The organism is Pseudarthrobacter sp. NBSH8 (assembly GCF_014217545.1).
Classification (GTDB): Bacteria; Actinomycetota; Actinomycetes; order Actinomycetales; family Micrococcaceae; genus Arthrobacter.
The window spans coordinates 2,180,785-2,207,651 of sequence record NZ_CP043178.1; the positions used below are offsets into that span (position 1 = coordinate 2,180,785).

Genomic DNA, 26,867 nt, shown 5'->3' on the forward strand with positions numbered 1-26,867 from the left:
TCTGAAAGCCCTCTAGACCATTTCCGCATTAAAAAGAGAGTTCACACGTGGCTAATATCAAGTCCCAGAAGAAGCGCATCCTTACCAACGAGAAGGCCCGCCTGCGCAACAACGCAGTCAAGTCTGAGCTGAAGACGGCCATCCGCGCCGTCAACACCGCCGTTGAGTCCACCGACAAGGATGCAGCTGCCGCTGCCCTGCTTGTTGCCGGCCGCAAGCTGGACAAGGCTGTCAGCAAGGGTGTTCTGCACAAGAACAACGCAGCAAACCGCAAGTCGGCCATCTCCAAGAAGGTCAACGCGCTGTAAAGTTTCCAGTTCGCCTGAACTGATGATTGTGGCCGGCACCCGATGGGTGCCGGCCACACATCTTTAAGTCGCCAGCCTCTACGTCAGCGTTACCTACGTAGCCCCGCAGTCAACTGGATTCAGTGCCCGCGCACAGAGGTTGCAATGACGGTCACGGCATGTTCAACGGCATAGACGGGATCACGCGAAAGGCCTTTGACCTGGGCATCGGCCTCGGCGGTCGCCTGGATGGAGCGGACCAGGCCTTCCGGGGTCCACCGGCGCACATCGCGCTGAGCCTGCTCGACGAGCCACGGCTGCATGCCCAAGTCCCGGGCGATCTGTGCCGGGGACCCCTGGGCGCCGGCAACTTTAGCCACCGTCCGCAGCTTGGCCGCCAGCGCCGCCACCAGCGGAACCGGATCGGCTCCGGTGGCAAGCGCGTGGCGAAGGATGGAGAGAGCTATTGGCCCGTTTCCGGCCATGGCAGCGTCCGCGACCTTGAACGCCGTGGCCTCAATCCGGCCGCCATAGTAGCGGTCCACCATGTCCGGGGTCACTGCCCCCGTGGCATCCGCGATCAGCTGGCTGCACGCCGCCGCGAGTTCCGAAAGATTGGCGCCAACGGCGTTCACCAGCGTCTGTACGGCATCCGAGCTGATCTTGCGTCCGGCTGCCCTGAATTCAGTCGACACGAAGGTGGCCTTATCCGCATCCTTCTTCAGGGGCTGGCAGTCCACCACCGGCCAACCGCCCGCTTTGATAGCGTCGAGGAGCTTCTTGCCGCGGACTCCCCCGGCGTGGCGCAGGACGAGCACCGCGTCCGGTTCCGGGCGGGCCAGGTAGGTCAGCGCGTCGGCCAGGAAAGCATCGTTCATGCCTTCTACGCCTTCGACTACGATCAGCTTGCGCTCACCGAAGAGTGAGGGGCTGACATTCATCGCGAGGGTTCCGGCTTCGTAGGCGCCGGCTGTCAGGCGGCTGACTTCCACGTCGGGGAATGCCCTGCGCACCTGGGCGCGGAGATGGTCCATGGCACGGATGCCGAGGTATTCCTCCGGTCCGCCCACGAGGACGATTTCGGCTGGCGTCACGTCCCGCCAGGTGGCCGTGTTGGACGCCGGAGTCCTGGTTCGAGTGGTCTGGGCTGCGGCCATGGTGGATTCCTCCCGGAAATTCTGGTGCGGTGTCTAAGCCTGCCACGGTGGGCCGTCGCCGCCAAGCCGGGGGCACGCTGGCTTGGCCAACGTCGGCCTGGCCGGCACCGGGACACCGCGGCCCCCAGATGCCCTTCCAGTAGGTCCAACACGGATTCGGTCCGGGCGTGCAGTACCCGGACCCCCCGGAACACCTGCCGCGGCCTGACGGATAGCCACACAATGGCAAACGTCAGCCCGGAGAGCAGCACCATGGTCAGGAGTCCGGATGGTCCTTCGGGCCAGGGCAGCGCAGCCCCCGGCAATCCGGCCGTGATCCGCGCGGTTCCTGCCACGCCGGCGCTGAAAGTACCTGCCAAGGCGATCAGGACGGTGGCCAGCCACGGCGCAGCAACCACCACTGGGACCGCTGCCGTTCCCAGCAACGTCACCGGTGCTACCAGCGGGGCTGCCATCAGGTTCGCGAGCAGGGAGTATGTGGAGAACTGGGGCTGCAGGAGCACAATCACCGGGCCGCACAGCAACTGCGCGGAGAGCGGAACGGCGCAGGCCGCGGCTGCCCAGCGTGGAATAACTGCCGGGGTCCAGTCGATCATCCGTCGGCCCAGGACGATGATGCCCAGGGTCGCGAGTACGGACAGGAGGAACCCAAAGCTGGTACCGAGGCCGGGGTCCATCAGGAGCAGGCCCATTACGGCGAGGCAGAGGAAACTGAGGCCGCGGCCCGTCCGGCCGCCTGCCAACGCGGCCACTGCGATTGAACCCATCAGCGCGGCACGCAGCACGCTCGCGTCCGGGCCCACGAGCACCACAAACATGGCCAGGCCGGTCAGTGCCAGTCCCCCGGCAGGGAGCCGGGGCAGGCGAAGGCTGCGTGCAGCGATCAGCAGCGCACCCAGGACCAGGCTGCAGTTTGCTCCGCTGACCGCGGTCAGGTGGGTCATGCCCACAGTTTTCATCGCCGCATTGAGCCCTTCGTCCAGGGCGCTGGTATCTCCGGTGACCATGCCCGGGAGGAGACCGGCCGGATCTGCGGCAAGAAAAGCCGCAGCGGAGACATAGCGGACGCGCAGGTCCTTGGCGACAAGCTGCCAGGCGGGGGCATCGGCATCATCAACTGCGGCGCTGCCGACGGTCCCGGAACCGGCACGGGGTGGCAGGGAAGCCGACAGGACAGCGGTTTCCTGCTGGCCTGCGTCGGGCGCCTTCAGCTTGCCGGCCGTCCGGACCACCTGCCCGGGCACCAGGTCCCCCCAGCCCTTGCCGCCCATGACCACCAATGGGGCACGCGTGCGGATGACCTGGCTGCTGACGGTAATCTCCGCTGTCTGCGCCGTTACCGACCACCGTGCGGGCGGCCCAGAAGTTCCCGGGACGGTCATGGCACGCGGGGATCCAGTGACTTCCAGGATGGCCACCACCGAGTTCCCGGCCGCGACAGCTTCGGCAAACGGCCCGTCGTGGCGTTGGGACGAGGAGACAGCCGAATGGGCAGCTGCGGTCGCGGCCAGTAACAAGGCAACCGCGGTGGTCATCAAAAAGCTCCGCCGGCCCGCCACCAGCGCCCTGCCTCGCAACGCCCGGATCAACAGACAGGCGGCCGACAGCACCAACCCGCAGCAGAGCCCTACCAGCGCCCCTGGGGCAAGCCAAACGCCGGCGACAGCGGCACTCCAGACGAGGAGGGCGGGCAGCGCCAGCCTGACGTCCGTGCGCCGGCGCGGCGCACCCGCTGATGAAATCGACGGCTCCTTGCCTCGAAGTTTTGTCCCAACGCGTTCACCCAGCCTGCGGAGGTTCAGCCCCACGGCTCGAACCCCGGAGGGCGGAGTTACAGCCGGCCTACCCACGGAAGCCGGGAACGCTCCGGGAGCCCGCTGGCCCTGCACGGCTGAGTCAACAAAGCGGCTCCACCGGCTGCGCCCGGCCACCTCAGACCCTTACCAGGGGAAGAAGCGTTTCGAGCATCTTGGGGCCCACCCCGTCCACGGCGTCAAGTTCCTCGACCGAGGTGAAGGGGCCGTGTTCCTTGCGCCAGTCCACGATCCGCTGAGCCAGCACTGGCCCAACTTTCGGCAGCGCGTCCAACTCTTCGACGCTTGCCGTGTTGAGGTTGACCTTTCCTCCTGCTGACGCGGTCCCACTATTGCCAGGCTCCTCGCCAGCTTCCCCGGGTGGGCCGGACGATCCGGCGGGGATTTCTTCGCCGGCCTGGGGAACGTAGAGTTTTTGTCCGTCCGTCAGTACGGCAGCAAGGTTGAGCCGGTTCAGGTCTGCAGCGGGCGTGCCGCCACCTGCCGCGGCGATTGCCTGGTGAACCCGGCTGCCCGCGGGCAACTGCACAACCCCGGGCACGGCGACGGCCCCGGCCACGTGGATGACGACGGTGCCGGCCTGTGGACTTTCCGGCGCCAGTTCAGGCTGCCCGGCCCCGCGCGGCTCCGGGCCTTGGGTGACCGCCCCCGCAGGCATGCTGCCCTGGGCGGAGCTGTCACTCAGTGGCCTGACTTCGGGCTGGCCGGCGGCTACCTGAACCCAGAACCAGAAGCTACCAAGTACCGCGAGGGCAGCAATGAGCAGGGCGACCCGCAGGCCCACCCGCCATCTCAGGGCCGGACCCGTCCTGTCTGTACCGGCAGGGGACTCATCAGCGGCCCCCGAAGCGGCGTCGTCAGACGAACCGTGAGCGCCGCCGTCGTACTCAAACACCCTTTCGCCGCCGTCGGTGAGCAGTAGCCCCGGGCCGGCTCCGAGCGTGGACCGCAGCCGGTCCCGGGCATGCCGGGCCCCCTGGCGTGCTGCTGCTCCAGCGTCCCGGCGTGACATGCACCCAACGCTAGGGAAGCATCGCCGCCGGGGACAGCCCCGGCGGCACCTATGTGGAAACCGCTGGGTGGAAGCTACTATGTCGAAGCTGCCGGGAGCTCCGACTCTGGGTTCCGCACAGTTGGGCCGTTCTCCCCCACGATCACCGCGAGCACGCCAAGCCCGGCGTGGGCTGCCAGGACGGCGGGCAGGGAGCTGATCTGGGCCGGCGGGCAGCTGGGCAGGGCGGCGGACAGCCTGGCTGCCAAAGCTTCTGCCTCAGCCGGATTCCCGAAGTGGTGGACGGCGAGGCGGGCCTGGCCGCGAGGGCGCGACGCGGCGTCCGCGGCGGCCAGCTCCTCGAGCCGGGCGACAGCTTTTGCTGCCGATCTGACCTTTTCCAGCGGTATGATCTTGCCGTCGTCGACGGCCAGGATGGGTTTGATGGCGAACATGGTCCCCAGCAGCGACGCGGCCGCGCCGATCCGCCCGCCCCGGCGGAGCTGTTCAAGGCTGGGCACGTAGAAATAGACCTTGGTGCGCGCGAACTGCGCCGCCGCCGCGGCGACTACGGCTGTGGTGTCGCTGCCTGCCGCGGCTGCTGCCACCGCGGCCTGGACACCCATACCCAGAGCCATGCCCACGGTGGAGGAGTCGAGGACTTCCACCGGGATTGTCACCCGGGTGGCCGCGAGCCTCGCCGCATCCGCGGTGCCGGACAAGCCTCCGGAGATGTGAATGGAGACCACGCTTTTGTAGCCCAGGCGTTCAGCGGCCAGGAAGACCTGTTCAAACTGTCCCGGTGACGGGCGGGACGTCTTGACCGATGTGCCGCTGGCGAGTGCCAGCGCAATGGTTTCGGTGATGTCGTCTTCGCCCTCGCCGTAGATTTCCGCGCCCACCATAACGGGCATTGGGATGACAGTCAGGCGTCCGTCACCGGCGCACGAACGCACCCAGTCGGGCGGCAGTGCGGAGGCAGAGTCGGTAACCACTGCGGTACGGACGACGACGGCGGGCGCCACCGGGGCTGGCGACGGTTGCGTGCCAGGGCGCGGTGCGGGACGGAGGGCAGCCAGACGCTCCCGGAGCCAAAGCCAGGCAGCGGCGTCACGGTCGGGCAAGAGCGCCTCCTGGTCTAGGACCGGCCGCCGGTTGGAACCGGCGGCCGGTGTCCCGGGCTAGGCCGGGACGATGTTGACCAGTTTAGGCGCTCGCACGATCACCGTGCGGATGCCGCGGCCGTCAAGCGCGCGCTGGACGTTTTCGCTGGCCAGGGCCAGTTCCCGCAGTTCGTCTTCGCCGATTCCCGGCGAGACTTCGACGCGGTCACGGACTTTGCCCTGGACCTGGACCACCGCGGTGACGGTCTCCTGGACCAGCAGCGCTTCGTCGTGTACCGGCCAGCCGGCGTTGGCCACGGACGCGGGATGGCCCAGGACGTTCCACATGTCTTCCGCCGTGTACGGCGCGAAGAGGCTCAGGATGACGGCAACGGCTTCCGCCGCCTCCCGGACAGCGGGATCCGCGCCACCGGCGCCGCCGGCTGCATCTATGGCCTTGCGTGTTGCGTTGACCAGCTCCATCAGCTTGGCCACCACCACGTTGAACTTGTTGGTGTCCAGCAGCGCGGCGGCGTCAGCGATGGTGCGGTGCGTGACGGAACGCAAAGCACGGTCACCGGCGGCCACATCGGCACCAGGCTCGCTGGTGACGTCCTGCGCCAGGCGCCAGGCACGGGCCAGGAACTTGGCGGAGCCCGACGGCGAAACGTCCGCCCAGTCGACGTCGTCCTCCGGCGGGGACGCGAAGATCATGGTCAGGCGGACAGCGTCCACGCCGTACTTGTCCAGCTGCTCGCTGAGGTCAACGCCGTTGCCCAGCGATTTGCTCATGGCCTTGCCCCCGTTGAGGACCTGGCCCTGGTTCAGCAGCGCGCTGAAGGGCTCGTCGGCGTCGATCATGCCGAGGTCGTGGATGACCTTGGTAAAGAACCGGGCGTACAGCAGGTGCAGGATGGCATGCTCCACGCCACCCACATACTGGCCCACGGGCATCCACTCGTTGATCTTCGCCGGATCGAACGGGCCCTCGGTGTACTGCGGCGAGACGAACCGCAGGAAGTACCAGGACGAGTCCACGAAGGTGTCCATGGTGTCGGTGTCGCGCTTTGCCGGCCCGTGGCAATTGGGACAGTCGACGTTGACCCAGGCTTCGGCGGCGGCCAGCGGTGACGTGCCCTTCGGGGACAGGTCCTCGCCGCGCAGGTCCGCCGGCAGCCTGACAGGCAGCTGTTCGTCAGGAACCGGAACCTCGCCGCAGGCAGGGCAGTGGATGATCGGGATGGGCGTGCCCCAGAACCGCTGACGGCTCAGCAGCCAGTCACGCAGGCGGAAGTTGACGAACTTCTCGCCGGTGCCCTGCTTTTCGAGGATGTCGATGGCAGCGGGGATGGCTTCTGCCTTGGGCAGCCCATCGAGGATGCCTGAGTTGATCAGGGTGCCCTCGCCGGAGGTGGCTTTGCCGGAAACGGCGGGGTCCTCCTCACCTGTGTCCAACACGGCCCGGACGGGCAGGTCGAACGTCGTGGCAAAGTCGAGGTCGCGCTGGTCGTGGGCCGGGACGGCCATGATGGCGCCGGTGCCGTAGTCGGCCAGGACGTAGTCAGCAGCCCAGACCGGCAGCCTTTCACCGTTCAGGGGGTTGACGGCGTAGCGGCCGGTGAAGACACCCGTCTTTTCACGGTCGGTGGACTGGCGTTCGATTTCGGTCAGCGCCTTGACCTGTTCGCGGTAGGCGTCCAGAGCGGCGGCGTACTCTTCGGTGACGAGTTCGACGGCGATCGGGGCGTCGGCGGCCACAACAAAGAACGTGGCACCGTACAGGGTGTCCGGGCGGGTGGTGAAGACGGTGACGTCCTTGGCGGGCTTGCCGCCGGCGGCTTCGATCACAAAGGTGACGTGGGCACCTTCGGAGCGGCCGATCCAGTTCTTCTGCATCGCCAGAACCCGCTCGGGCCAGTGGCCGCGCAGCCCGTCCATGTCATCGAGCAGCCGGTCAGCGTACTCGGTGATTTTGAAGTACCACTGGTTCAGGGATTTCTTGGTGACGGGGGTGCCGCAGCGTTCGCAGGCACCATTGACCACCTGTTCATTGGCCAGGACGGTCTGGTCCTTGGGGCACCAGTTAACCGGGGAGTCCTTGCGGTATGCCAGGCCCCGCTCGTAGAAGCGCTTGAACAGCCACTGGGTCCAGCGGTAGTACTCGGGGTCCGAGGTGTGCACCCGCCGGGACCAGTCCGCGGATATCGCGTAACGCTTGAACGACGCCGCCTGGGTGTCGATGTTGGCGTAGGTCCACTCGCTCGGGTGGGCATTGCGCTTGATGGCGGCGTTTTCCGCCGGCAGGCCGAAGGAGTCCCAGCCGATCGGGTGCAGGACGTCGAAGCCCTTTTGCCGCAGGTACCGGGCCACGACATCGCCCATGGCAAAAGCCTCGGCGTGGCCCATGTGCAGGTCACCCGAGGGGTACGGGAACATGTCCAGCACGTAGCGGCGCTCGCGGGAACCATCATCCACCGGGGTGAAAACCTTAAGGTCTTCCCACACCTGCGGCCACTTGGCCTCCATCGCCGCGAAGCTGTAGGCACCCTCTTCGGGTGTTTCCGCCGCCACTGCTGCTGTTCCGGTCTCTGTCTCCGGCTGAACGCTCACTGCTGCCCTCTTCTGTTCTGTTGTGGCATCGGTACTGCCGCAACGGTCTGATCCCCTCTGCTGCCGGCCCGTCAAACGTGCCCGGACACACAAAAGCCCCTCTCCATGGAGGGGCAGCCGCGCGGCATTCCGGTTGATTCCGGACACCGGGCGGCTAGCTAAGCAGAAGGATCGCACGCATAGGACTACTTTAGCCTACCCAATGCAGGTGGGCGGGCCCGGGCAAGTGCCCCGTGCCCGGCCGGAGTCCTGCTCCTCGCGCCGGCCCCCGGACCCGCGCCATCGGTGGTGCCCTGACCAAGCAAGAGCGACGGCGATCGCCGCAGGACGGCGCCGGCCTCGGAACTTCCGAGACCATTAGATAGCCTTGATCGCTTCGCCACTGAGAACCCCCTAACGGGATGGGTGAACGCGGGGTTGCATACCCCCTTGCCAAACGAGTCGAATCAGTCCACAGTATTGTCAAGTCTGTGGGGAAACAAGACGGTCTCAGGTCGAGGAGCCTGAAATGTATTCTTGGCGTTTATGTCCCGCACAACGTTGTGATGGGCTGCAATCGTCCTTTCACGCCTGCAAAGAACCGGCGAGACTCTAGCCATGTTTGGCTGGGTTACCCGGTTCAGCATGCAGTTCCGAATCTTGGTTCTCGCCCTCGCGGCGGGCCTTATTACTTTTGGCATCGTGAACGTTCCACATATGGCTGTGGACACAATGCCGGAGTTCGCCCCCGCACAAGTAGAGATCCAAACTGAGGCCCTAGGGCTCTCCGCTGTTGAAGTTGAACAGCTCATCACCTCACCCATGGAGGCAGACCTCCTCAACGGGGTTGCATGGCTGGACGAGATCCGATCCAAATCAGTCCCGGGCCTGTCGTCCATCGAACTTGTCTTCGAACCAGGCACGGACCTCCTGCGCGCCCGCCAGTTGGTCGCCGAAAGAATGACCCAGGCACACGCACTGCCTAACGTCTCATCGCCGCCGCTCATCATGCAACCCGTGTCCTCCACCAGCCGCGTGCTGATGGTGAGGATCGACTCCAAGGAGCTCTCCGGCATTGAGCTGTCGGTCCTTGCCAGATGGAAGATCAAGCCGCGGCTGATCGGTATCCCGGGTGTGGCGAACGTGTCCATCTGGGGCCAACGCGAGCAACAGCTGCAGGTTGAAGTCACTCCGACGCAGCTGCGTGACAAGGGCATTACCCTTGAGCAGCTCATCAAGACCACAGGGAACGCCGTCTGGGTTTCGCCGTTGAGCTTCCTTGAGGCTTCAACGCCCGGAACCGGCGGGTTCGTGGAGTCGCCGAGCCAGCGTCTCGGCATCCAGCACGTCCTTCCCATTCGCAGCCCGGCAGACCTGGCCAAGGTGAGCGTGGAGGATACAAACCCGGCATTGCTGCTGGGCGACATCGCCAAGATCAAAGAAGACCACCAGCCGCTGATCGGCGACGTCGTTCTCGGGGCCGACGCCGGCCTGATGCTGGTCATCGAAAAGTTCCCTGGCACCAGCGCTCTGGAGGTCACCCGGAACGTTGAGGCGGCGCTGAAGGATATGGAGCCCGGCCTGACAGGGGTCCAGATCGATACGTCTGTTTTCCGGCCGGCAACCGGCGTTCAGGACTCAGTCAACAGTCTCGGCCTGGCCCTGCTGATCAGCCTGCTGATAGCGGTAACGCTGTTCTGGCTGCTCTTCCGTTCCTGGCGGGTGGCCGTGATTGCACTCCTGTCCATCTGCACTACGGTGATGACGGCGGCGGTAGTGCTGTTCACCCAAAACGCAACGCTGAACATCACTATCCTGATGGGCGTTCTGCTCGGCACGTCCGTGATCGTGGGCGACATCATCGAAGACGTCCAGGCCTACCGGCGACAGGCCAAAGTTCAGGATGAGATGGGGCGCGAAGCTCCTCCCAGGTCACGGACCAGCTACATAGTCCGGGGGGTCCGCACACCGCTCTTCCACGCATCCCTCATCATGGTGGCTGTCCTCATTCCAACGCTTTTCGTGACCGGAGTAGGCGGCTCTTTCCTTTCGCCGCTTTTCTGGTCATTGGCTCTGACTCTTACAGCCTCCCTGCTAGTAGGCCTGTCCGTAACGCCCGTGCTGGCGCATTTCCTGCTTCCGCCGAGGGCGATAAGGGAAAAGGAACTCCCCGCCGTCGGTCATGTGAAGGCGCAATACCAGCGCGCACTGGGCAGAGTCAACTCCCGGAGACCTCTGGCAGTTCTGGCGGTGGTGGTCGTGGGGATCCTTGGCGTAGCTGCAGGCTCGCAACTGGGAGGAAGCCGGCCGCCCGTTCCCACCATGCCCGACCGGACCCTGCTGGTGCAGTGGGACACCATCGCCGGGACGTCCAATGACGAAGTCCGGCGCATCGCGGCTAGGGCCTCCGATGAGCTCAGGGCCATCCCTGGCGTTTCAGGAGTCGGCGGGCACGTCGGGCGCGCCATCTCCGCGGATCAAGTGGTTGGCAACAGCTCTGCTGAGCTGTGGGTATCGATCGCACGGGACGCCGACTTCGACCAAGCGGAGCAAGCGGTACGGGACGTTGTCCAGGGTTACCCCGGCATCGCGCACAACGTGTTGAACTACTCCCAACAGACAGTCGGAGACATGCGCGCCAGCCTCGAGCCGGGCTTCGCGGTCCGGGTCTACGGAACGGAACTGCCGGTGCTGCGTGAAAAAGCAGAAGAGGTCCGCCAGGCCCTTCAGAAGATTGACGGTGTGAACAACCCGACTATCGACGCGACGGACATGACCCCGATCGTAGAGGTCCAGGTCAATCTCGAAGCCGCTCAAAAGTTCGGCATCAAACCTGGTGACGCCAGGCGTGCTGCGGCGACGCTTATGCAGGGCATCGTTGTGGGCAACCTATTTGAACAGCAGAAGGTGTTTGAAGTAGTTGTGCGAGGCGCGGTTGGCGTCCGGGATGATCTGACCAGCATCCGTGAGCTGCTCCTGGATGCTCCGAACGGCGGCCACGTCCAACTGGGCCAGATCGCCGAGGTCCGCATGGTCCCTAGCGAAGTTGTCATCCAGCACGACGCCACTTCACGTCGGATTGACGTTGTGGCTGACGTAAGCGGACGCCCACTGGCAGATATCCAGCGGGATATTGAGGCGGCTCTCCAACAGATCCAGTTCCCTGTCGAGTACCACGCTGAGATCCCCACCAAATTCAGCCAGCTGCAGGCTGCAGACACCCTGGTTCATGGACTCGGAATCGCAGCGATCCTGGCTGTGCTGCTTCTGCTTCAAACCGCGGTGCGGAGCTGGAAACTTGCCCTCGCTGTCTTGCTGACGCTTCCGGCTGCGATGGCGGGAGCAGCGATCGCCGCGTGGATCGGGGCGGCGTCTCTGTCCTGGCTGTCACTGACGGCGTTTGCTGCCGTCCTGGCGATCGCTGCACGGAACGCGGCGCTCCTGTCCGCGCGTGTCGACGAAATATGGATGGACTCCGACGAGCTTTCTCGAACTGATGTGGTCATGACGGCGGCCCGGGACCGCATATCGCCGATCCTCAAATCGGCCCTCATTACGCTCCTCGTACTGATACCGCCAGCCGTCCTCGGCGGCACGGTAGGCGAGGCCTTGATCGTACCGATGCTGCTAATCATTGCCAGCGGCCTCGTGACCACAACGCTCGTGGGGCTCTTTGTGCTCCCGCTGCTCACGCTCTGGTTCGGTCCCCGCACCGAACCGGAAGAGTGGTCGGAAGTCTACGAATCGGAAGTACCAGTCATGCCCGTTATGCCGGAAAAGGTGGAAGTATCATGACCAGCAACAAGCTCCTGCGACGCCGGCCAATGGCGGTCCTCCTCTGTGCAGGACTGATATTTTCACTGCCCGCCTGCGCACAACCCTCGGCCGTGGCACAATCTGCATCTGAAGCGCCAGCCACGGTGGAAAAGAATGCCACCACGGGCATTGCCCGCATTACGCTGAGTCAGCGGGCTATCGACCGGCTGGAACTGCTCACCGACACGGTCAAACCGGCGCCGGGGGGCGCAGGCCTCCTCTTCCCCTACGCTGCGCTGCTATACGACGCGCAGGGTATGACCTGGGTCTACATCAACCCCGAGCCGCGGGTGTACGAACGCCAGGCCGTCACGGTGACCAAAGTCGAAGCGGGCGCGGTCACAGCCAGTGTCGGCCCAGCCGTAGGAACGCCAGTGGTGACCGTAGCCGCAGCTGAGCTGTTCGGCGCTGAGTTCGTCACAGGCAAATGACATGCGCCGGATAGTCGCTGCCAGCCTTCGGTTCAGATCGATCGTCATCGCGATGGCGGCGGCGCTGATGATGGTGGGCGGCGCCCAGCTCAGCAGTGCCTCCGTGGATGTGTTCCCTGAGTTCGCGCCGCCTAAGGTCGAGGTCCAGACTGCATGCCTGGGTCTCACTGCCGCCGAGGTGGAAGAACTGGTATCGGTTCCCATGGAAGAGGCCTTCAACGGCATCGTCGGCCTCGACCACATGCGGTCCAAGTCGGTACCGCAGCTGTCCTCGATTGTGATGGAATTCGAGAACGGCACGGATCTGCTGACCGCACGTCAGCTTGTGTCCGAGCGGATGGCGACGGTTATCCCGACGTTGCCTACCTGGGCAGCGCCGCCGGTCATGCTCCAACCGCTGTCTTCCACCAGCCGGGTCATGAAGATCGGGCTGTCCTCCGATACGCGGTCCCTGATCGAGATGTCAATGATTTCCTACTGGAATATCAGGGCTCATCTGCTCCGGGTTCCTGGTGTAGCCAACGTAGCCATCTGGGGCGAACGCCTCCAGATGCTTCAGGTCCAGGCCGATCCGGCCAAGCTGGCAGCAAACAATGTCAGCCTGGAAACCGTCATGAATTCCACCGCGAACGCCCTGGACGCTGGCCTGCTCCAATATTCCTCTGGTGCGATGATCGGCACCGGAGGTTCCCTGGACACACCCAGCCAGACAATCGGGATCCGGCACGTACAGGCCATCACCGGCCCTGAAGACCTCGCGAAGGTGTCATTGGAAGATCGTGAGGGTCGGGCTCCTCTCCGGTTGGGCGACGTGGCTAATGTGGTCGAGGACCATCAGCAGCTGATCGGTGACGCCGTCATTAACGGGGGTCCGGGCCTGATGCTGATTGTGGAAAAACTGCCATGGGGCAACACCCTCGAAGTGACGCGGGGGGTCGAAGAGGCAATGAAGCAGCTTGAACCCGGCTTGACCGGAATCGCTGTGGACACAGCCATCTTCCGGCCGGCGACATTCATTGAAGAATCCCTCGACAACCTGAGCGTAGCTCTACTGCTGGGATGCCTGCTGGTAATTCTGGTGTTAAGTGTCTTCCTCTTCCAGTGGCGGACGGCCCTGGTCAGCGTGCTGGCCATCCCCTTGTCACTGGTGGCGGCGGCCCTCGTGTTGTATTGGACCGGCGGCACGATCAATACCATGGTTCTTGCGGGATTGGTGATTGCGGTCGGGGTGGTGGTGGACGATGCCATCATCGACGTCGAAAATATCGTCAGGCGTCTTCGGTACCACCGGGCGACCGGCGGGGTCGGAAGCACTGCCAGGGTAGTGGTCAACGCTTCGCTTGAGGTACGTGGACCAATCGTTTACGCTACCCTGATCATCGTCGCCGCAACGGTTCCGATCTTCTTCCTGGATGGGCTCACGGGCGCCTTCTTCCGGCCGCTGGCCACGGCCTACACCCTCGCGGTGATCGCATCCATGCTCGTGGCGCTGACGGTCACTCCCGCAATGGCGTACATCTTCCTGCGAAATGCAAAGCTGGATGACCGGGATCCGCCCGTGGTCAGGGTTCTCAAGCGCTGGTACGCGAATGCGCTCCGGCCCATCGTTCGCCGTCCCGTTCCCGGTTACCTGACCTTGGCCGCCGTCGGCGTGATCGGCATCGTGGCGGCCCCGCTGCTAGGCCAATCGTTGCTCCCGTCTTTCAAGGAGCGTGACTTCCTAATGCACTGGCTAACCCAGCCTGGCACGTCCAACGCCGAAGAAGTACGCGTCAGCCAGTTAGCCTGCACGGAACTCATTACCATTCCGGGTGTGAACAATTGCGGATCCCACACGGGACAGGCGTTCAACGCCGATGAGGTGGTGGGCGTCTACTTCGGCGAAAACTGGATCAGCGTCGACCCCGGGGTGGACTATGACGACACCCTGGCAGCAGTCGCGGAGGTAGTGGACGGTTACCCCGGAATCACACGGGATGTGCAGACGTATCTTAAGGAACGCATCCGTGAGGTACTCACCGGAACCGGCTATGCCGTCGTCGTTCGCGTATATGGGGACGACCTTGCAACGCTGCGCCAGGAAGCCGGCAAGATCAAGTCAATCCTGGGAGGCATTGAGGGAGCCATAGGCGCGAAGGTTGCCCTCCAGGCCAGCGTGCCACAGATCGATGTGGAGGTGAACCTGGAGGCGGCGAACCGCTACGGGCTGAAGCCGGGGGATGTGCGGCGTGCCGCTGCAACCCTTATTGCCGGCGAAGAAGTGGGCGACATCTACCGGGACGGCAAGGCGTATGACGTTCAGGTCTGGAGCCCACCTGAGGCCCGGACGAGTGTCACGAGTATTGAAAACCTCCCGCTTGATACGCCGAGCGGAAAAAAGATCCGGATGGCAGATGTCGCCTCGATTTCGGTCAAGCCCACACCCAATGTGATTGGGCGTTCGGAGGGATCGAGGCGAATCGATGTCAGTGCCAACGTCAAGGAGGGCGATCTCGCGAAGGTAGTGGAGACGCTGAAGTCCGATATGGAATCTCTTCGGTTTCCGGTCGGCTACAGTGCGGTTGTCCTTGGCGAATACGCCGAACGCCAGGCCGCATCTCAACGGCTGCTGCTTTACTCCATCGGCGCCGTCATAGTGGTCTACCTGCTCCTCCAGGCCGCCTTCAAAAGCTGGAGGCTGGCCACCCTGGCAATCCTGACCCTGCCGGTGGCACTCGTGGGCGGAGTGATCGCCGCTCACCTCAGCGGAGGAATCCTGTCGCTCGGTTCGCTGGTTGGCTTCCTGACACTCATGGGGATCGCGGCACGCAATGGCATCCTGCTCATTAACCACTGCCAGCACTTGGAGCAGTTCGAGGGCATGCCCTTCGGACCCGCGCTGGTGCTGCGCGGGGCTGCAGAGCGCTTATCGCCGATCCTCATGACCACACTCGCCACGGCCCTGGCCTTGGTGCCGCTGGTGGTGATGGGCAACATCCCGGGCCACGAGATCGAACATCCCATGGCGGTGGTGATCCTTGGCGGGCTTGTCACTTCGACGCTGGTCAACCTCTTCATCGTCCCCTCGCTTTACCTGCGTTTCGCCAAAGGCGACCACGGTCGCCGGCACGGGTCACACAAGTTGCAGCCCGCCCCTGCCGTTTAGGCAGATCCTTCCCACGCGTATGAAAGGCAACTCAGATGGCTGTTCGAGCACACAGGTTCTCGGCCTACGGTTCCGCATTACTGCTGGCCGTCGGATCGCTGACAGTGATGTCGGCAGGGACAGCGGATGCCGCACCTCCGTCCCCGGAACTCTGCGGGCCAGGGTCCGCGATCAATTTCGACCGTTCGGATTTCCAGGCTACGCCGCGGATCGATAACAAGTGGTTCCCGCTCAAGCCCGGTATGCAGTTCACAACAACAGGCACGGTGACCTCGGCGGATGGGGTTTACGAGCGCACTGTCGTCCACTCAGTGACCGGTTTGACGAAGGTGATAGACGGCATCACGACCCGGGTGATGTGGGACCGTGATTACGCCGACGGCAAATTGGTCGAATCCGAACTGGCGTTTTTCGCGCAGACCAGGCAAGGCGCCGTGTGGTTGTTCGGCGAATATCCGGAAGAATACGAAAACGGCGAATTCATTGGCGCACCCAGCACATTCATTAGCGGGATCGCAAAAGCGCAGGCCGGCATCGCCATGCAGGCCAAGCCCCGGACCGGCACACCAGACTATGTCCAGGCCTACGCCCCTAAGGTTGACTTCCTTGACTGCGGAACTGTCCTCAAAAAAGACCAGCATGTTTGCGTCCGGACCGGATGCTACAACGATGTGCTGGTGATAGATGAATACAACCCGCTGGAACCGCCTGAGGCAGGACACCAGCGGAAGTTCTACTCAGCCGGGACGGGGCTCGTGAAAGTCACTGCCGTCGGCGGTACTAACCAGGAATTCATGGACCTCGTGAAAGTGCAGAAGTTGGGCGCCGCGCAGTTTGCGGCTATCAACGCAGCGGCGTTGGATCAGGACGAGCGGGGTTACACCGTCAGCAGGAGCGTCTACGCCAAGACGCCGAGGGCCCAACTCGACGGACCATGACCGTTGTGCTGATGGAGGGTGGGTGACCGAGGGCTCCCGACCCGGACAAGAGCAGGGAGGGCGGTTCCTCGGCCGCCCTCCCCCTTCTGTGTTGTCCGGCGCCCCGTGCGGGCTACCTAGCGCACGTCCTCGTCGACCCAGTCCATGGACTTCGTCACGGCCTTCTTCCAGAGACGCAACTGCCGGTCCTGCTCGGCCTGGTCCATTTGCGGCTCCCACCGCTTGTCCTCGGCCCAGTTGGCCGAGCACTCGCCAAGGTCCTTCCAGAATCCGACTGCCAGGCCCGCAGCGTAGGCGGCGCCCAGCGCGGTAGTCTCCACCACTTTCGGACGGATCACCGGCACGCCCAGGATGTCCGCCTGGAACTGCATCAGAGCGTCGTTGGCCACCATGCCGCCGTCGACCTTCAACTCAGTGAGCGGAACGCCGGAGTCAGCATTGACTGCGTCCAGTACCTCGCGGGTCTGGAACGCCGTGGCCTCCAGCGCCGCCCGGGCGATGTGGTTCTTGTTGACGAACCGGGTCAGGCCCACAATGGCGCCGCGGGCATCCGAACGCCAGTACGGGGCAAAGAGCCCCGAGAACGCCGGCACGATGTAGACGCCGCCGTTGTCCTCAACGGCCGCCGCCAGCGTTTCCACTTCCGGCGCGCTGCTGATCATGCCGAGGTTGTCCCGGAGCCACTGGATCAGCGAACCGGTGACCGCAATGGAGCCTTCCAGCGCATAGTGCGTGGGGGCGTCTCCGAGCTTGTACCCGACCGTGGTGAGCAGTCCGTTTTTCGAGTGAACGATCTCCTCGCCGGTGTTGAAGATCAGGAAGCAGCCGGTGCCGTACGTGTTTTTGGCTTCACCTGCTTCGAATGCCGCCTGGCCGAACGTGGCCGCCTGCTGATCACCGAGAATGCCGGCGACAGGCACTTCGCGCAGGAGTTGCGACGTATGCACGGTGCCGTAGACCTCGGAGGAGGACTTGATCGCCGGCATCATGGAGGCCGGAACGCCGAAGGCAGCCAGAATGTCCTGGTCCCAGGCGAGGGTCTCAAGATCCATAAACAGGGTCCGCGAAGCATTGGTCACATCGGTGACGTGGACACCGCCGTCGACGCCGCCGGTCAAATTCCAGAGCACCCAGCAGTCAGTGTTGCCGAACACGAGGTCGCCTGCTTCGGCCTTTTCCCGCGCTCCTTCGACGTTGTCCAGGATCCACTTGATCTTCGTACCCGAGAAGTAGGTGGCCAGCGGCAGCCCCACCTTGTCCTTAAAGCGCTCCACTCCACCGTCTTTTGCCAGCTCATCCACGATCGGCTGGGTGCGCGTGTCCTGCCAGACGATGGCGTTGTAGACGGCCTTGCCGGTGGTTTTGTCCCAGACAACCGCCGTTTCACGCTGGTTGGTGATGCCGACGGCGGCGATGTCGTGGCGGGTCAGGTTTGCCTTCGACAGTGCGGTGCCGATGACTTCGCGGGTGTTATTCCAGATCTCAGCGGGATCGTGCTCCACCCAGCCGGCCTGCGGAAATATCTGCTCGTGTTCCAGCTGGCCGCTGGAGACGATGCTGCCACTGTGGTCGAAGACGATGGCGCGGCTGCTGGTGGTGCCCTGGTCGATGGCGATTACGTACTGGTTCATGATGACGTCCTTGTCTGTTTGATTGGCAGGCTGAAGGTGTGCTGCGGGGTGGAACGGTTAGCTGGCCGCGGTGACTATGATCGGCAGGACAGCGGCGACAAGCCCAGCGAGTCCACCACCCACCAGCGGTCCTACAACCGGGATCCAGGAATAGCTCCAGTCGCTGGAACCCTTGCCCTTGATGGGAAGCAGCGCGTGGGCGATCCGGGGGCCAAGGTCACGGGCCGGATTGATTGCATAGCCCGTCGGGCCGCCGAGTGAGACGCCGATGCCCACCACTAGAAGGGCGACCGCCAGCGGCCCCAGGCCCGAGGGCGTCCCGCCAAATGCCAGAATGACAAAAACGAGGACAAACGTACCGATGATCTCGGTTACCAGGTTCCACGGGGCCGAGCGGATGGCGGGGCCGGTGGAGAACACGGCCAGCTTGCTGGCGGGCTCGGGCTCGGCATCGAAGTGCTGTTTGTGGGCCAGCCACATCACCACCGCGCCGAGGAATGCCCCCACGAGTTCACCGCCGAAGTAGGTGAATGTCGACGCGAAGTCGACCGGAACACCGGGAGCGTACTCGCTTTTGCCGTTGAGCAGCAGGCCAAAAGTTACGGCCGGATTGATGTGCGCCCCTGACTTCACGGCGACGAAGACACCCGCGAAAACGGCAATGCCCCACCCCCAAGTGACCATCAGGAACCCGCCGTTGTTGCCTTTCGTGCCTTTGAGCGCAACGTTGGCCACAACACCACAACCCAGCAGGGTAAGCATTGCGGTGCCGAACACTTCGGACAGGAAAACTATTCCAAGAGACATCTTTGACTCCTCTATTTTCTGTTGTCAGCCCTTCGCGGGTTTGAAGGGCCGTTGGGCCGGGTGCGTTATGGACGCCCCCAGCCAGCCGCTGCGCCGGCCGCCGGAGCGGACCGCGCAGTGCTTGCCTCCGGGCTTCCCTGCCCGGATGCGCAAGTCAGGTCACGAGACGAGGCTGTCGACCGTGACGCCGTGGAACCGTTGCAGCACCTCCTGGGCGTAGGTGATTTCCGCGGCACGGCGTGCCGCGTCCCAGCCGAGCGGACCGGAAAGGACATCGGCTACCTCGACGAGGAGTTCACCGGTCACCAGCCCCCGGAAGGCCAGCGACGTACGCCGGACCAGGACATCGATGAGATGCCCGATCTGCTCATTCCGGGCCATGAACTCCAGCTCCCGGACACTGAGTTCACGGGTGGAACGGAGCAGCCTGTCCGGGCCGGCATCAAGGTAGCGGATCACGTCGTCTGCACGCGTGCCGTAACGCGTCAACAGGACGGCGGAGCGGTCAGCATCCCGCCCGGTACCCATGTGCGCCTTGATCCATTTCTGGATGCCGGCCTCATCCTCGGGGAAGCCGGCACCGCCTCCGATGGCGAGCTTCGCCGTGGAGACCTTCCGTTCCATTCCCAGCTCGGCAAGCACATCATTTGCCATGTGCTCGGCCAACGCCCGGAATGTGGTCCACTTGCCGCCCACCAGGCTGAGTACGACCGCGGTTCCTGCGCCGGGCGCCGCGGCATCCGGGGTGCGCCGTTCGATGCTGTAATCGCGCGAGACAAACCCGGGCTGGGCGGCGTCGTGGCGTGGCAGCGGGCGGACGCCGGAGAACGTGTAGACGATCTGGTCACGCTGCACGCTGATGTCCGGGAAGACGTGGCCGATCAGGTTGAAGAAGTAGTCGATCTCCTCATCCGTGCACACGGCGTCCTTCGTCATGTCCGCGTTGATGTCAGTAGTTCCCACCAGGACCCGGTCGCCCATGGGGTAGATGAGGACGATCCGGCCGTCCGTGTGTTCAAAGAAGATCTCCCGGCCTTTGCAGGCCTCGAGCAGGACCGGGTGGTCCAGTACGATGTGCGACCCTTTTGTGCCGCCCATAAAGGCCGACGCCGCCCCCATGGCTTCGTTGGTCAGGTCCACCCAGGCGCCGGTTGTGTTGACGATGACGTCCGCGGTGAAATCGAAGAACTCGCCCGTCAGTTCGTCGCGGAGCTGGACCGTGGTGCCGGACTGTGTGGCCGGCCCGCCGAGAGAACGAAGTGCGAGGTAGTTGCTTGCCCGGGCTGTTGAGCTTTCCGGTCCGCCATTGCCCTTGCCTGCTTTTTCGCCGTCCTGGAGCACATCGAGCGTGAGCCGCTCGGGGTTATGCACCGAAGCGTCGAAGTATGTTGCAGCGTATTTGATGCCGGGGTGCAGCTGCGGCAGCTCGGCGAGGGCCCGCTTCCGTCCGCGGAACTGGTGGCGCGGCACGGCACCGCCGTCGCGGGAAAACGAGTCATACATGCTCAGACCCAGTTTGATCAGGAACGCGCCGCGCTCCTTGGGCTTGCCCTGCTGTTTGTGCGTGAGGAACCGCAGGGGTGCGGACAGGACGCCGGAAAAGGTGCTGAAAATGGGGATGGTGGTCTGGAGGGGCTTCACATAATGCGGTGCGATCCGCAGGAGCCGGTTGCGTTCCACTACAGATTCCCGGACGAGGCGGAATTCTCCGTTTTCGAGGTAACGGATGCCGCCATGAATCATGTGCGAGGACGCACCGCTGGCACCCTGGCAGTAGTCGCCACGCTCCACCAGGGCCACATCCACTCCCTGCAGGGCGAGGTCCCGGAACGTTCCCACGCCGTTGATGCCACCGCCGATGATCAATACCTTGGCGTGCGGACGATCTCGCAGACCCTGCACCGATGCGCGCGGCACCGGGCTGTGGGCGGGCGTGGCTCCGCTGTGGCTGAATGAATCTTTGATTCCCAAAACTGCTCCCTGGGTTTATTGGCCTGCGGGCATCCGCCGGACGAACCGTCGTTCTTCAACTATTGTTTGGAGTATTGGAAAATGGAGTCAAGCACTATGCACAAACGTGCAGATTGGAGTCCGAATGACGCCTTCACGGCACTCAGATGCGCTCAGGGCTGCACAGATGTATTACCTCCAGGACCTGACCATGGACGCGATCGCGCGGGAACTGCGGACGTCCCGGTCCACTGTTTCCAGGCTCCTCTCGGCGGCGAGGGACACGGGTTTGGTCCAGATCCAGATCCGCAATCCAATGGATACCGGCCCCGAACTCGAAAGCATGATCCGGCGCGAGTACAGCGTTGACGTGCACGTGGTTCCGGTTGTGGAGTCTCTGAACGAGGCGGAAACCCTGGACCGGGTGGCCATCCAGGCAGCACGAACCATCGGCCCCCTGGTGGATTCCAATGCGATCATCGGCGTCGCGTGGGGATCAACGCTCAGTGCCGTCAGCAGGCACCTCACCCGCAAGGTCACGCACGATACCGTGGTGGTCCAGCTGAACGGCGCCGGCAACATGCACACCACCGGCATCACGTACGCGAGCGACATCATGCGCCGCTTCGGAAGTGCCTACGGCGCCCGCGTGGAGCAGTTCCCTGTTCCCGCATTCTTTGACCATGCAGCCACCAAAACCGCCATGTGGAATGAGCGCAGCGTACAGCGCATCCTGGACCTGCAGGCCCGGATGAGCATCGCCATCTTCGGCGTTGGATCCGTGCACGCAGACTACCCAAGCCACGTTTACGCGGGTGGCTACCTGGACGAAAGCGATCTCAAGGTGCTTGCCCATTCTGACGTTGTGGGTGACGTCGCCACGGTGTTTTTCCGGCGTGACGGATCCTCCGACGGCATCGTCCTCAATGAACGCTCCACGGGTCCGTCCCTCTCCCAGTTGCGCCAGGTCCGGCGTCGGATCTGCGTGGTCTCCGGGGCATCGAAGATCAATGGCCTGCGGGGCGCCCTGTCCGCCGGCCTCGCCACCGACCTGATCGTGGATGAAGCCACCGCGCGCCGTCTGGTGGGCTTTGGCGGTGTCGCCTGGCCCAATGGGTAGAGTCAATGCTATGAAAACCTCACCCCGGCTCAGCCTTAACAACGGTGTGCTGATCGACCAGTTGGGCTTCGGGCTCTACAAAGTTCCGGCAGCGGAAGCCTCCGGCCTGGTGGCCACGGCCCTGGGCACCGGATACCGCCACTTTGACACGGCAGCCATGTACGGCAACGAAACCGGCGTGGCGCGCGGACTGGGCCCCGCCATGGATTCCGAAGGCAGAAGCGGCGGCTCCGGGGAGTCCTCGCCTGGCCTGCGGCGCGAGGACGTATTTGTCACCACGAAGGTGTGGAACGATGACCAGGGGTACGAAGCGACCCTCCGTGCCTTCGATACCTCCATGGTTAACCTCGGCTTGGACTACGTGGACATGTACCTGATCCACTGGCCCTGCGCCAAGCGGGATCTGTTCAGCGACACGTACCGCGCCCTCGAAACGCTGTACCGCGAAGGGAAGGTCCGGGCCATCGGTGTCTGCAACTTCCAGCCGGCGCACCTGGACCGCCTGCTCGAGAGTGCCGAAGTGGTGCCGGCTGTGAACCAGATTGAACTGCACCCGTGGCTTCAGCAGGCGGAGCTCAGGGAGAAGCACCACACCCTGGGCATCCGGACTGAAGCCTGGAGCCCCCTGGGGCGCGGACAGGTACTGTCGGATTCCGTGGTCCTGGCCCTGGCGGCCGAGCACGGCCGCACAGCAGCCCAGATCATTCTTCGGTGGCATATCCAGTTGGGGAACATCGCCATCCCGAAGGCAAGCTCCGAGGCACGGATCCGGGAAAACCTGGACGTCTTCGGCTTTGAACTTTCAGACCGCGACATGGCAGCCTTGGCTGAGCTTGACCGCGGGCAGCGCACCGGGTCGCACCCCGACAACGTCAACTAGGACCGAGGGTCATGAAAACCGCCGATCAACAGCCATCCCCCGTGCCGTCGTTCTTCAGCGCGTGGCTGGCGGCCCGCACCCGTGCCGCAGACATCGTGATCGACGGCACCGCCGTGGCGTATTGGACCTACGAACCCATCCAGGCCACGCCGGCCACCCGCACCATCCTGGTGATCCACGGCTTCCGCGGCGATCACCACGGCCTCCTCCGGGTGGCAGACCAATTGCCGGAAATGCGCATCATTATGCCGGACCTGCCAGGGTTCGGCAGCTCCGCCGCGTTCGCCTCCGGTAAACACTCGGTGGAACAGTACGGCACCTTTGTCACCGACTTTATGGCGGCGCTCGGCCTTGGTCCGGACACGGTGATGCTGGGGCACTCCTTCGGCTCGATCGTCGCCGCCCATTTTGTGGCGACTCATCCGGGCACCGTCACACCGCTGATCCTGATCAATCCCATCGCCGCGCCTGCCCTGGAAGGCCCCAAGGGGATCATGACCAGGCTGGCCGTCCTCTACTACCGGCTGGCGGCCCGGCTCCCCCGCCCGCTGGGACTGGCACTGCTGCGCAGTCCGCTAATTGTCAGGGTCATGAGCGAGGCCATGGCCAAGACACCTGACAAAGAGCTGCGCCGCTTCATCCACGGCCAGCACCATGCTTACTTCAGTGCGTTCGCGAACCGGGAGAGCCTCCTCGAATCGTTCACTGCGTCGGTCAGCAGCCATGTGGCCGAGATTGCCGGAAAACTGGACCTGCCGGTGCTCCTGGTCGCCGGCGAAAAGGACGAGATTGCCACCCTGCCCGACCAGCACCGCCTCGCCGGGCTCCTCCCCGACGGTGTTCTCAAAGTCATTCCCGGCGTCGGCCACCTGATCCACTATGAAACGCCCGGCCCCGCCGCAGGTTTCATCCGCAGCTTCCTTAAGGACCACCCCGCGTGAAGATTGTCATCGATGCACGATTCACCCGGACCGACCACCACGACGGCATCAGCCGCTACGGGGCCAGCCTCATCGCCGCCACCGCGAAGGTTGCAGACGTTTCCATGCTCATCAGCGACCCCCGTCAACTGGCGCTGCTTCCGGATGTTCCGTACACGCTGATCAACAGTCCGCTGTCCCCGCTGGAGCTGTTCGTGGCCCGCAGGGTCAACCCGCTGGGGGCCGACGTTGTGGTGTGCCCCATGCAGACCATGGGCAGCTGGGGGCGCAAGTACGGCCTGGTCCTGACCCTGCACGACCTTATCTACTACGAGCACCCTGCTCCCCCGGGATTCCTGCCGGCACCCGTCCGCGTGCTGTGGCGCCTGTACCACAAGGCGTTCTGGCCCCAGCGCGTCCTCCTCAACCGGGCGGACACCGTGGCCACGATCAGCCGGACCACTGAAGCCCTGATGGCCAAGTACCGGCTCACCCAGAGGCCGGTGCGGATCATCAGCAACGCCCCGCAGCCCGCGCAGGACCCGCGCGATCCCGCCGCCGGTGCAGAACATTCGCTCGTGTACATGGGCTCGTTTATGCCCTACAAAAACGTTGAAACGATGGTGGCCGGAATGTCCTGGCTGCCCGATTTCACCTTGCACCTGCTGAGCAGGATCACCGCGGATCGCCGGGCCGAGCTGGAGATCATGGTTCCGCCTGGCGCCAAGGTGGTCTTCCACAACGGGGTCACCGACGACGAATACACCGTCCTGCTCAAGCGGGCCACCGCACTGGTGAGCCTCTCCCGCGCCGAAGGATACGGTCTCCCGCTGGTGGAGGCAATGGCCCTCGGCACGCCGGTCATCGCCAGCGACATCCCGATTTTCCGGGAAGTGGGCGGTGACGCGGCAGCCTACGTTGATCCCGCGTCCCCGGCAGAGTTTGCCGCGGCCGTGCAGAAACTGCGCGACGACGCCCACTGGCAGCAGGTGTCCCGCCATTCGGTGGCGCGTGCCCGGGAATTCAGCTGGGACGAATCCGCCCAGCAACTGGTGGACGTGGCCCACGACATCATGTCGCGCCGCGGACGCTGACGCCGCGAGTCCGCCGAGGGACATTTACTAAGGGACGTCTACTAAAGGACGTCCACGCCGTCAAGCCTGACCTGGACCGGTTCCGTGCTCCTCTTCGCGGCGGCCGCAGCCTTTGTTGCACGCAGCACCCGGGTGACGGTGGCTGCCTGCCCGTACGCAAAGAACAGCAGGGTCCGGGCGTCCTCCCCTGCTCCCGCGGCACTCCCGGCTCCTCCGGTGGCGGGACCGGTGAGCACCAGCGGGGCCGGCCCTGCGGTCCGCAACGCCACACCGGCGGTGGCCAGCTCCTTCTCGACGGTCCCGGAAAAATGTACGACGGCGGCCCGGGGGCCGGTGATCGAGGCAATCCTGACTGCCGGCGGTAGCTGGAGTTCCATCCGGAGTTCGAGCTCACGCCGGGCGTACCCGGCCGGGTCCCACCGCAGCAACGCGCCAACAGCTACGCTTTCCGTCGCGGTGATGACCACCAGTCCGCCGTCGGCCGCCGGACGCACCAAAGCTGCGGCATTGAACCAGCGGCGCACGGTGTCTTCCCCGGCGCGGAGATTCTCCCGGCGCAGCAGGGAGTCCCCGTCGAGGAGCAGGGCCGCAGCATAACCGCCCTCCGCTACGGGCTCGGCCCCGACGGTGGCCACCACCAGCGCCTTGGCGCCGCCAACTCCGGCTTTGATGTTGCCGCCCGAGGACGTAATAACGGGTTTTCCGGGAAATGCCCGGCCCAGCTCTTCAGCAGTCCGCAGGACTCCGGTGGCGCCCTTGCGGAGCTTGTGCCCCGCGCAGTGGGCACACTGCCACTCCGGAGCCGGCATGGAACACCAGCGGCACTGCGGGATCGCAGAGCTGCCGCTGGCTCCGGCCAAGGCCAGGGGGCCCTGGCAGGCCCGGCACCGGGCAGCTTCACGGCAGGTCTCACAGACGAGCGACGGGGCGTAGCCGGCGCGGGCCACCTGCACCAGGACAGGCCCACGTTCCAGCCCGTCCTTGGCGGCACGCCACGCGGCACCGGGAAGCCGCGCAACCAGGGCGAGGGGGTCGCGCTCCTGTTCGAAGCTGTCCGCCGTGTTCAGCACCCGGGGCACAGTCCGTCGTGCGAACGCCCGATCGGCCTCGACTGGCATGGCCCAGCCAGCCTCCACCAGCCGCTGGAGTTCCGTACTCCTGGAATGACCCGCCATCAAGCAGGCGGCGCCTTCCTGGTCCGCTCGCAGCAAGAGGACGTCGCGGCTATGGGCGTACGGGGCGCGCTGTTCGATGTGAAGGTCATCGCCGTCGTCCCAGCAGGCAATAAGACCCAGATCCCGGACGGGGGCAAATGCTGCAGAACGCGTACCGATGGCAACGCGTGCGGACCCGGCCAGGAGGCGCAGGAAACTCCTGTAGCGGGGCGTGGGCCCGTCATCGGCCGTCAGCCGCGCTATATCATCGGCGGGCAGCACGGCCAGGAGCGCCTTTTCCAGCTGGTCCAGGTCCCTGTAGTCCGGAACCACCACCACGGCGCCGCGGCCGGAGGCACGGACTGCTGCCACGGCCGTTGCCAGCAGGTGCGGCCATGCGGCCGGGCCGAATCCCTGGAGAGGGTTGAAGACCGCCCGTGGAGATCCGCCGTCCCGCAGGTGGCGGACAAATGCCGGCCCGTTACGGTACCCGACCCAGTCGGCCTCCGTCCCGGAAGTGACGTCAGGGCCAGTAGCGGCCCCGACGTCGGCAAGCGGACCCGGTGCCGCGGGCTCTGCCGCAGGGGCGGTGAGGAACTCCTTCTCGAGCCTCGCCATGCGCGCAGGCACCGCAACGCGCAGGACGTCGCTGACCGTGCCCGCGTACCTGGCCGCGACGGCGGACACCAGATCCCGGACAGGCGGCGTCAGGACAACGACCGGGGAGACGACCTTCTGGAGGGGCACCAGGGTGTGGCCGGCGTCGGATTCTGCCGTCCGTTCAATGATGAACCCGGACAGGTCCTGGCCGTTGAAACTGACTTTGACCCGGACGCCGGCCTGCGCGGCCTCATCCAGTTCAGCCGGCACGCTGTAGTCGAAGGGCCGGTCCAGATGCGGCAGCGACGTCTCCACGAATACCCTGGCCACCGGAAGGTGCGCGGCCAGCGGAGGTCCGGACGGCCTGGCCTTCGCCGGGAAGCCCTGCAGCAGCGACAACTGGACTGCGCCGGGAGGGACAGACTCGTCAGAGGCCATGG

General features: G+C 64.7%; 18 protein-coding genes. 9 read left to right on the top strand and 9 right to left on the bottom strand.

The annotated features are described in order from the left end of the window. Positions 1-47: 47 nt before the first annotated feature. Positions 48-308, top strand: a complete 261-nt coding sequence (rpsT, locus tag FYJ92_RS10060) for a 30S ribosomal protein S20 (RefSeq protein WP_056340153.1) — start codon at positions 48-50, stop codon at positions 306-308. Positions 309-427: 119 nt separating this feature from the next. Here the strand turns inward: rpsT and holA are convergent, their stop codons facing one another. The 5 genes from holA to leuS all read right to left on the bottom strand — a co-directional run bounded on the left by holA (position 428) and on the right by leuS (position 7,962). After that, positions 428-1,444, bottom strand: a complete 1,017-nt coding sequence (gene holA / locus FYJ92_RS10065; protein ID WP_185260615.1) for a DNA polymerase III subunit delta — start codon at positions 1,442-1,444, stop codon at positions 428-430. After that, entirely contained in the window at positions 1,378-2,979 is a 1,602-nt protein-coding gene (locus FYJ92_RS10070) for a ComEC/Rec2 family competence protein (protein WP_255482017.1), read from the bottom strand. Before FYJ92_RS10070 ends, holA begins: the two co-directional genes overlap by 67 nt. 397 nt (positions 2,980-3,376) lie before the next feature. Continuing rightward, complete coding sequence (locus tag FYJ92_RS10075) at positions 3,377-4,270, bottom strand: ComEA family DNA-binding protein (protein ID WP_185260617.1); 894 nt, start codon at positions 4,268-4,270, stop codon at positions 3,377-3,379. A 77-nt stretch (positions 4,271-4,347) separates the two neighbouring features. Continuing rightward, positions 4,348-5,373 (bottom strand): DegV family protein, encoded by a 1,026-nt coding sequence (locus tag FYJ92_RS10080; RefSeq protein ID WP_185260618.1) that lies wholly within the window; start codon positions 5,371-5,373, stop codon positions 4,348-4,350. 57 nt (positions 5,374-5,430) lie between these two features. Continuing rightward, on the bottom strand, positions 5,431-7,962 hold the full coding sequence (gene leuS / locus FYJ92_RS10085; RefSeq protein WP_185260619.1) for a leucine--tRNA ligase: 2,532 nt from the start codon (positions 7,960-7,962) through the stop codon (positions 5,431-5,433). A 624-nt stretch (positions 7,963-8,586) separates the two neighbouring features. Between leuS and FYJ92_RS10090 the strand changes: the two genes are divergently transcribed. From FYJ92_RS10090 to FYJ92_RS10105, 4 genes are all read left to right on the top strand, one after another. Then, positions 8,587-11,736, top strand: a complete 3,150-nt coding sequence (locus FYJ92_RS10090; protein ID WP_255482018.1) for an efflux RND transporter permease subunit — start codon at positions 8,587-8,589, stop codon at positions 11,734-11,736. Between the two features lie 92 nt (positions 11,737-11,828). Beyond that, positions 11,829-12,188, top strand: a complete 360-nt coding sequence (locus tag FYJ92_RS10095; RefSeq protein WP_185260621.1) for a hypothetical protein — start codon at positions 11,829-11,831, stop codon at positions 12,186-12,188. A gap of 1 nt (position 12,189) precedes the next feature. Beyond that, complete coding sequence (locus FYJ92_RS10100) at positions 12,190-15,333, top strand: efflux RND transporter permease subunit (protein WP_185260622.1); 3,144 nt, start codon at positions 12,190-12,192, stop codon at positions 15,331-15,333. Between the two features lie 35 nt (positions 15,334-15,368). Continuing rightward, positions 15,369-16,271 carry a hypothetical protein gene (locus FYJ92_RS10105; protein WP_185260623.1) on the top strand — a complete coding sequence of 301 codons (903 nt, stop codon included), beginning with the start codon at positions 15,369-15,371 and terminating at the stop codon, positions 16,269-16,271. A gap of 116 nt (positions 16,272-16,387) precedes the next feature. Here FYJ92_RS10105 and glpK read toward each other — a convergent pair whose 3' ends face one another. The 3 genes from glpK to FYJ92_RS10120 form a co-directional block, all read right to left on the bottom strand. Further along, a complete protein-coding gene (gene glpK / locus FYJ92_RS10110) occupies positions 16,388-17,902 on the bottom strand; it encodes a glycerol kinase GlpK (protein ID WP_185260624.1) in 1,515 nt (504 codons plus the stop codon). A 57-nt stretch (positions 17,903-17,959) separates the two neighbouring features. After that, positions 17,960-18,709 carry an MIP/aquaporin family protein gene (locus FYJ92_RS10115; protein WP_185260625.1) on the bottom strand — a complete coding sequence of 250 codons (750 nt, stop codon included), beginning with the start codon at positions 18,707-18,709 and terminating at the stop codon, positions 17,960-17,962. A gap of 159 nt (positions 18,710-18,868) precedes the next feature. Then, complete coding sequence (locus FYJ92_RS10120; protein WP_185260626.1) at positions 18,869-20,680, bottom strand: glycerol-3-phosphate dehydrogenase/oxidase; 1,812 nt, start codon at positions 20,678-20,680, stop codon at positions 18,869-18,871. A 124-nt stretch (positions 20,681-20,804) separates the two neighbouring features. Here FYJ92_RS10120 and FYJ92_RS10125 point away from each other — a divergent pair, with 124 nt between their 5' ends. Genes FYJ92_RS10125 through FYJ92_RS10140 form a run of 4 tightly spaced genes read left to right on the top strand, consistent with a single transcriptional unit; the run spans position 20,805 to position 24,673 of the window. After that, complete coding sequence (locus FYJ92_RS10125) at positions 20,805-21,779, top strand: sugar-binding transcriptional regulator (RefSeq protein WP_185260627.1); 975 nt, start codon at positions 20,805-20,807, stop codon at positions 21,777-21,779. Between the two features lie 10 nt (positions 21,780-21,789). After that, positions 21,790-22,659: an aldo/keto reductase gene (locus FYJ92_RS10130; RefSeq protein WP_185260628.1), complete on the top strand. Its 870-nt coding sequence runs from the start codon at positions 21,790-21,792 to the stop codon at positions 22,657-22,659. Positions 22,660-22,670: 11 nt separating this feature from the next. Beyond that, positions 22,671-23,600, top strand: a complete 930-nt coding sequence (locus tag FYJ92_RS10135) for an alpha/beta fold hydrolase (RefSeq protein WP_185260629.1) — start codon at positions 22,671-22,673, stop codon at positions 23,598-23,600. Then, on the top strand, positions 23,597-24,673 hold the full coding sequence (locus FYJ92_RS10140) for a glycosyltransferase family 1 protein (protein ID WP_185260630.1): 1,077 nt from the start codon (positions 23,597-23,599) through the stop codon (positions 24,671-24,673). Before FYJ92_RS10135 ends, FYJ92_RS10140 begins: the two co-directional genes overlap by 4 nt. 41 nt (positions 24,674-24,714) lie before the next feature. On the opposite strand, the gene FYJ92_RS10145 is transcribed toward FYJ92_RS10140, so the two are convergent. Continuing rightward, the gene (locus FYJ92_RS10145) at positions 24,715-26,865 is read right to left on the bottom strand and encodes a primosomal protein N' (protein ID WP_185260631.1); all 2,151 of its coding nucleotides are present in this window, start codon (positions 26,863-26,865) and stop codon (positions 24,715-24,717) included. Positions 26,866-26,867: the final 2 nt, after the last annotated feature.

Excerpts from the sequence above, each read along its gene's own strand:
- holA (WP_185260615.1), bottom strand. The coding sequence starts at position 1,444 with ATGGCCGCAGCCCAGACCACTCGAACCAGGACTCCGGCGTCCAACACG.
- FYJ92_RS10070 (WP_255482017.1), bottom strand. The coding sequence starts at position 2,979 with ATGACCACCGCGGTTGCCTTGTTACTGGCCGCGACCGCAGCTGCCCAT.
- FYJ92_RS10075 (WP_185260617.1), bottom strand. The coding sequence starts at position 4,270 with ATGTCACGCCGGGACGCTGGAGCAGCAGCACGCCAGGGGGCCCGGCAT.
- FYJ92_RS10090 (WP_255482018.1), top strand. The coding sequence starts at position 8,587 with ATGCAGTTCCGAATCTTGGTTCTCGCCCTCGCGGCGGGCCTTATTACT.
- FYJ92_RS10100 (WP_185260622.1), top strand. The coding sequence starts at position 12,190 with ATGCGCCGGATAGTCGCTGCCAGCCTTCGGTTCAGATCGATCGTCATC.
- FYJ92_RS10105 (WP_185260623.1), top strand. The coding sequence starts at position 15,369 with ATGGCTGTTCGAGCACACAGGTTCTCGGCCTACGGTTCCGCATTACTG.
- glpK (WP_185260624.1), bottom strand. The coding sequence starts at position 17,902 with ATGAACCAGTACGTAATCGCCATCGACCAGGGCACCACCAGCAGCCGC.
- FYJ92_RS10115 (WP_185260625.1), bottom strand. The coding sequence starts at position 18,709 with ATGTCTCTTGGAATAGTTTTCCTGTCCGAAGTGTTCGGCACCGCAATG.
- FYJ92_RS10125 (WP_185260627.1), top strand. The coding sequence starts at position 20,805 with ATGACGCCTTCACGGCACTCAGATGCGCTCAGGGCTGCACAGATGTAT.
- FYJ92_RS10130 (WP_185260628.1), top strand. The coding sequence starts at position 21,790 with ATGAAAACCTCACCCCGGCTCAGCCTTAACAACGGTGTGCTGATCGAC.
- FYJ92_RS10135 (WP_185260629.1), top strand. The coding sequence starts at position 22,671 with ATGAAAACCGCCGATCAACAGCCATCCCCCGTGCCGTCGTTCTTCAGC.
- FYJ92_RS10145 (WP_185260631.1), bottom strand. The coding sequence starts at position 26,865 with ATGGCCTCTGACGAGTCTGTCCCTCCCGGCGCAGTCCAGTTGTCGCTG.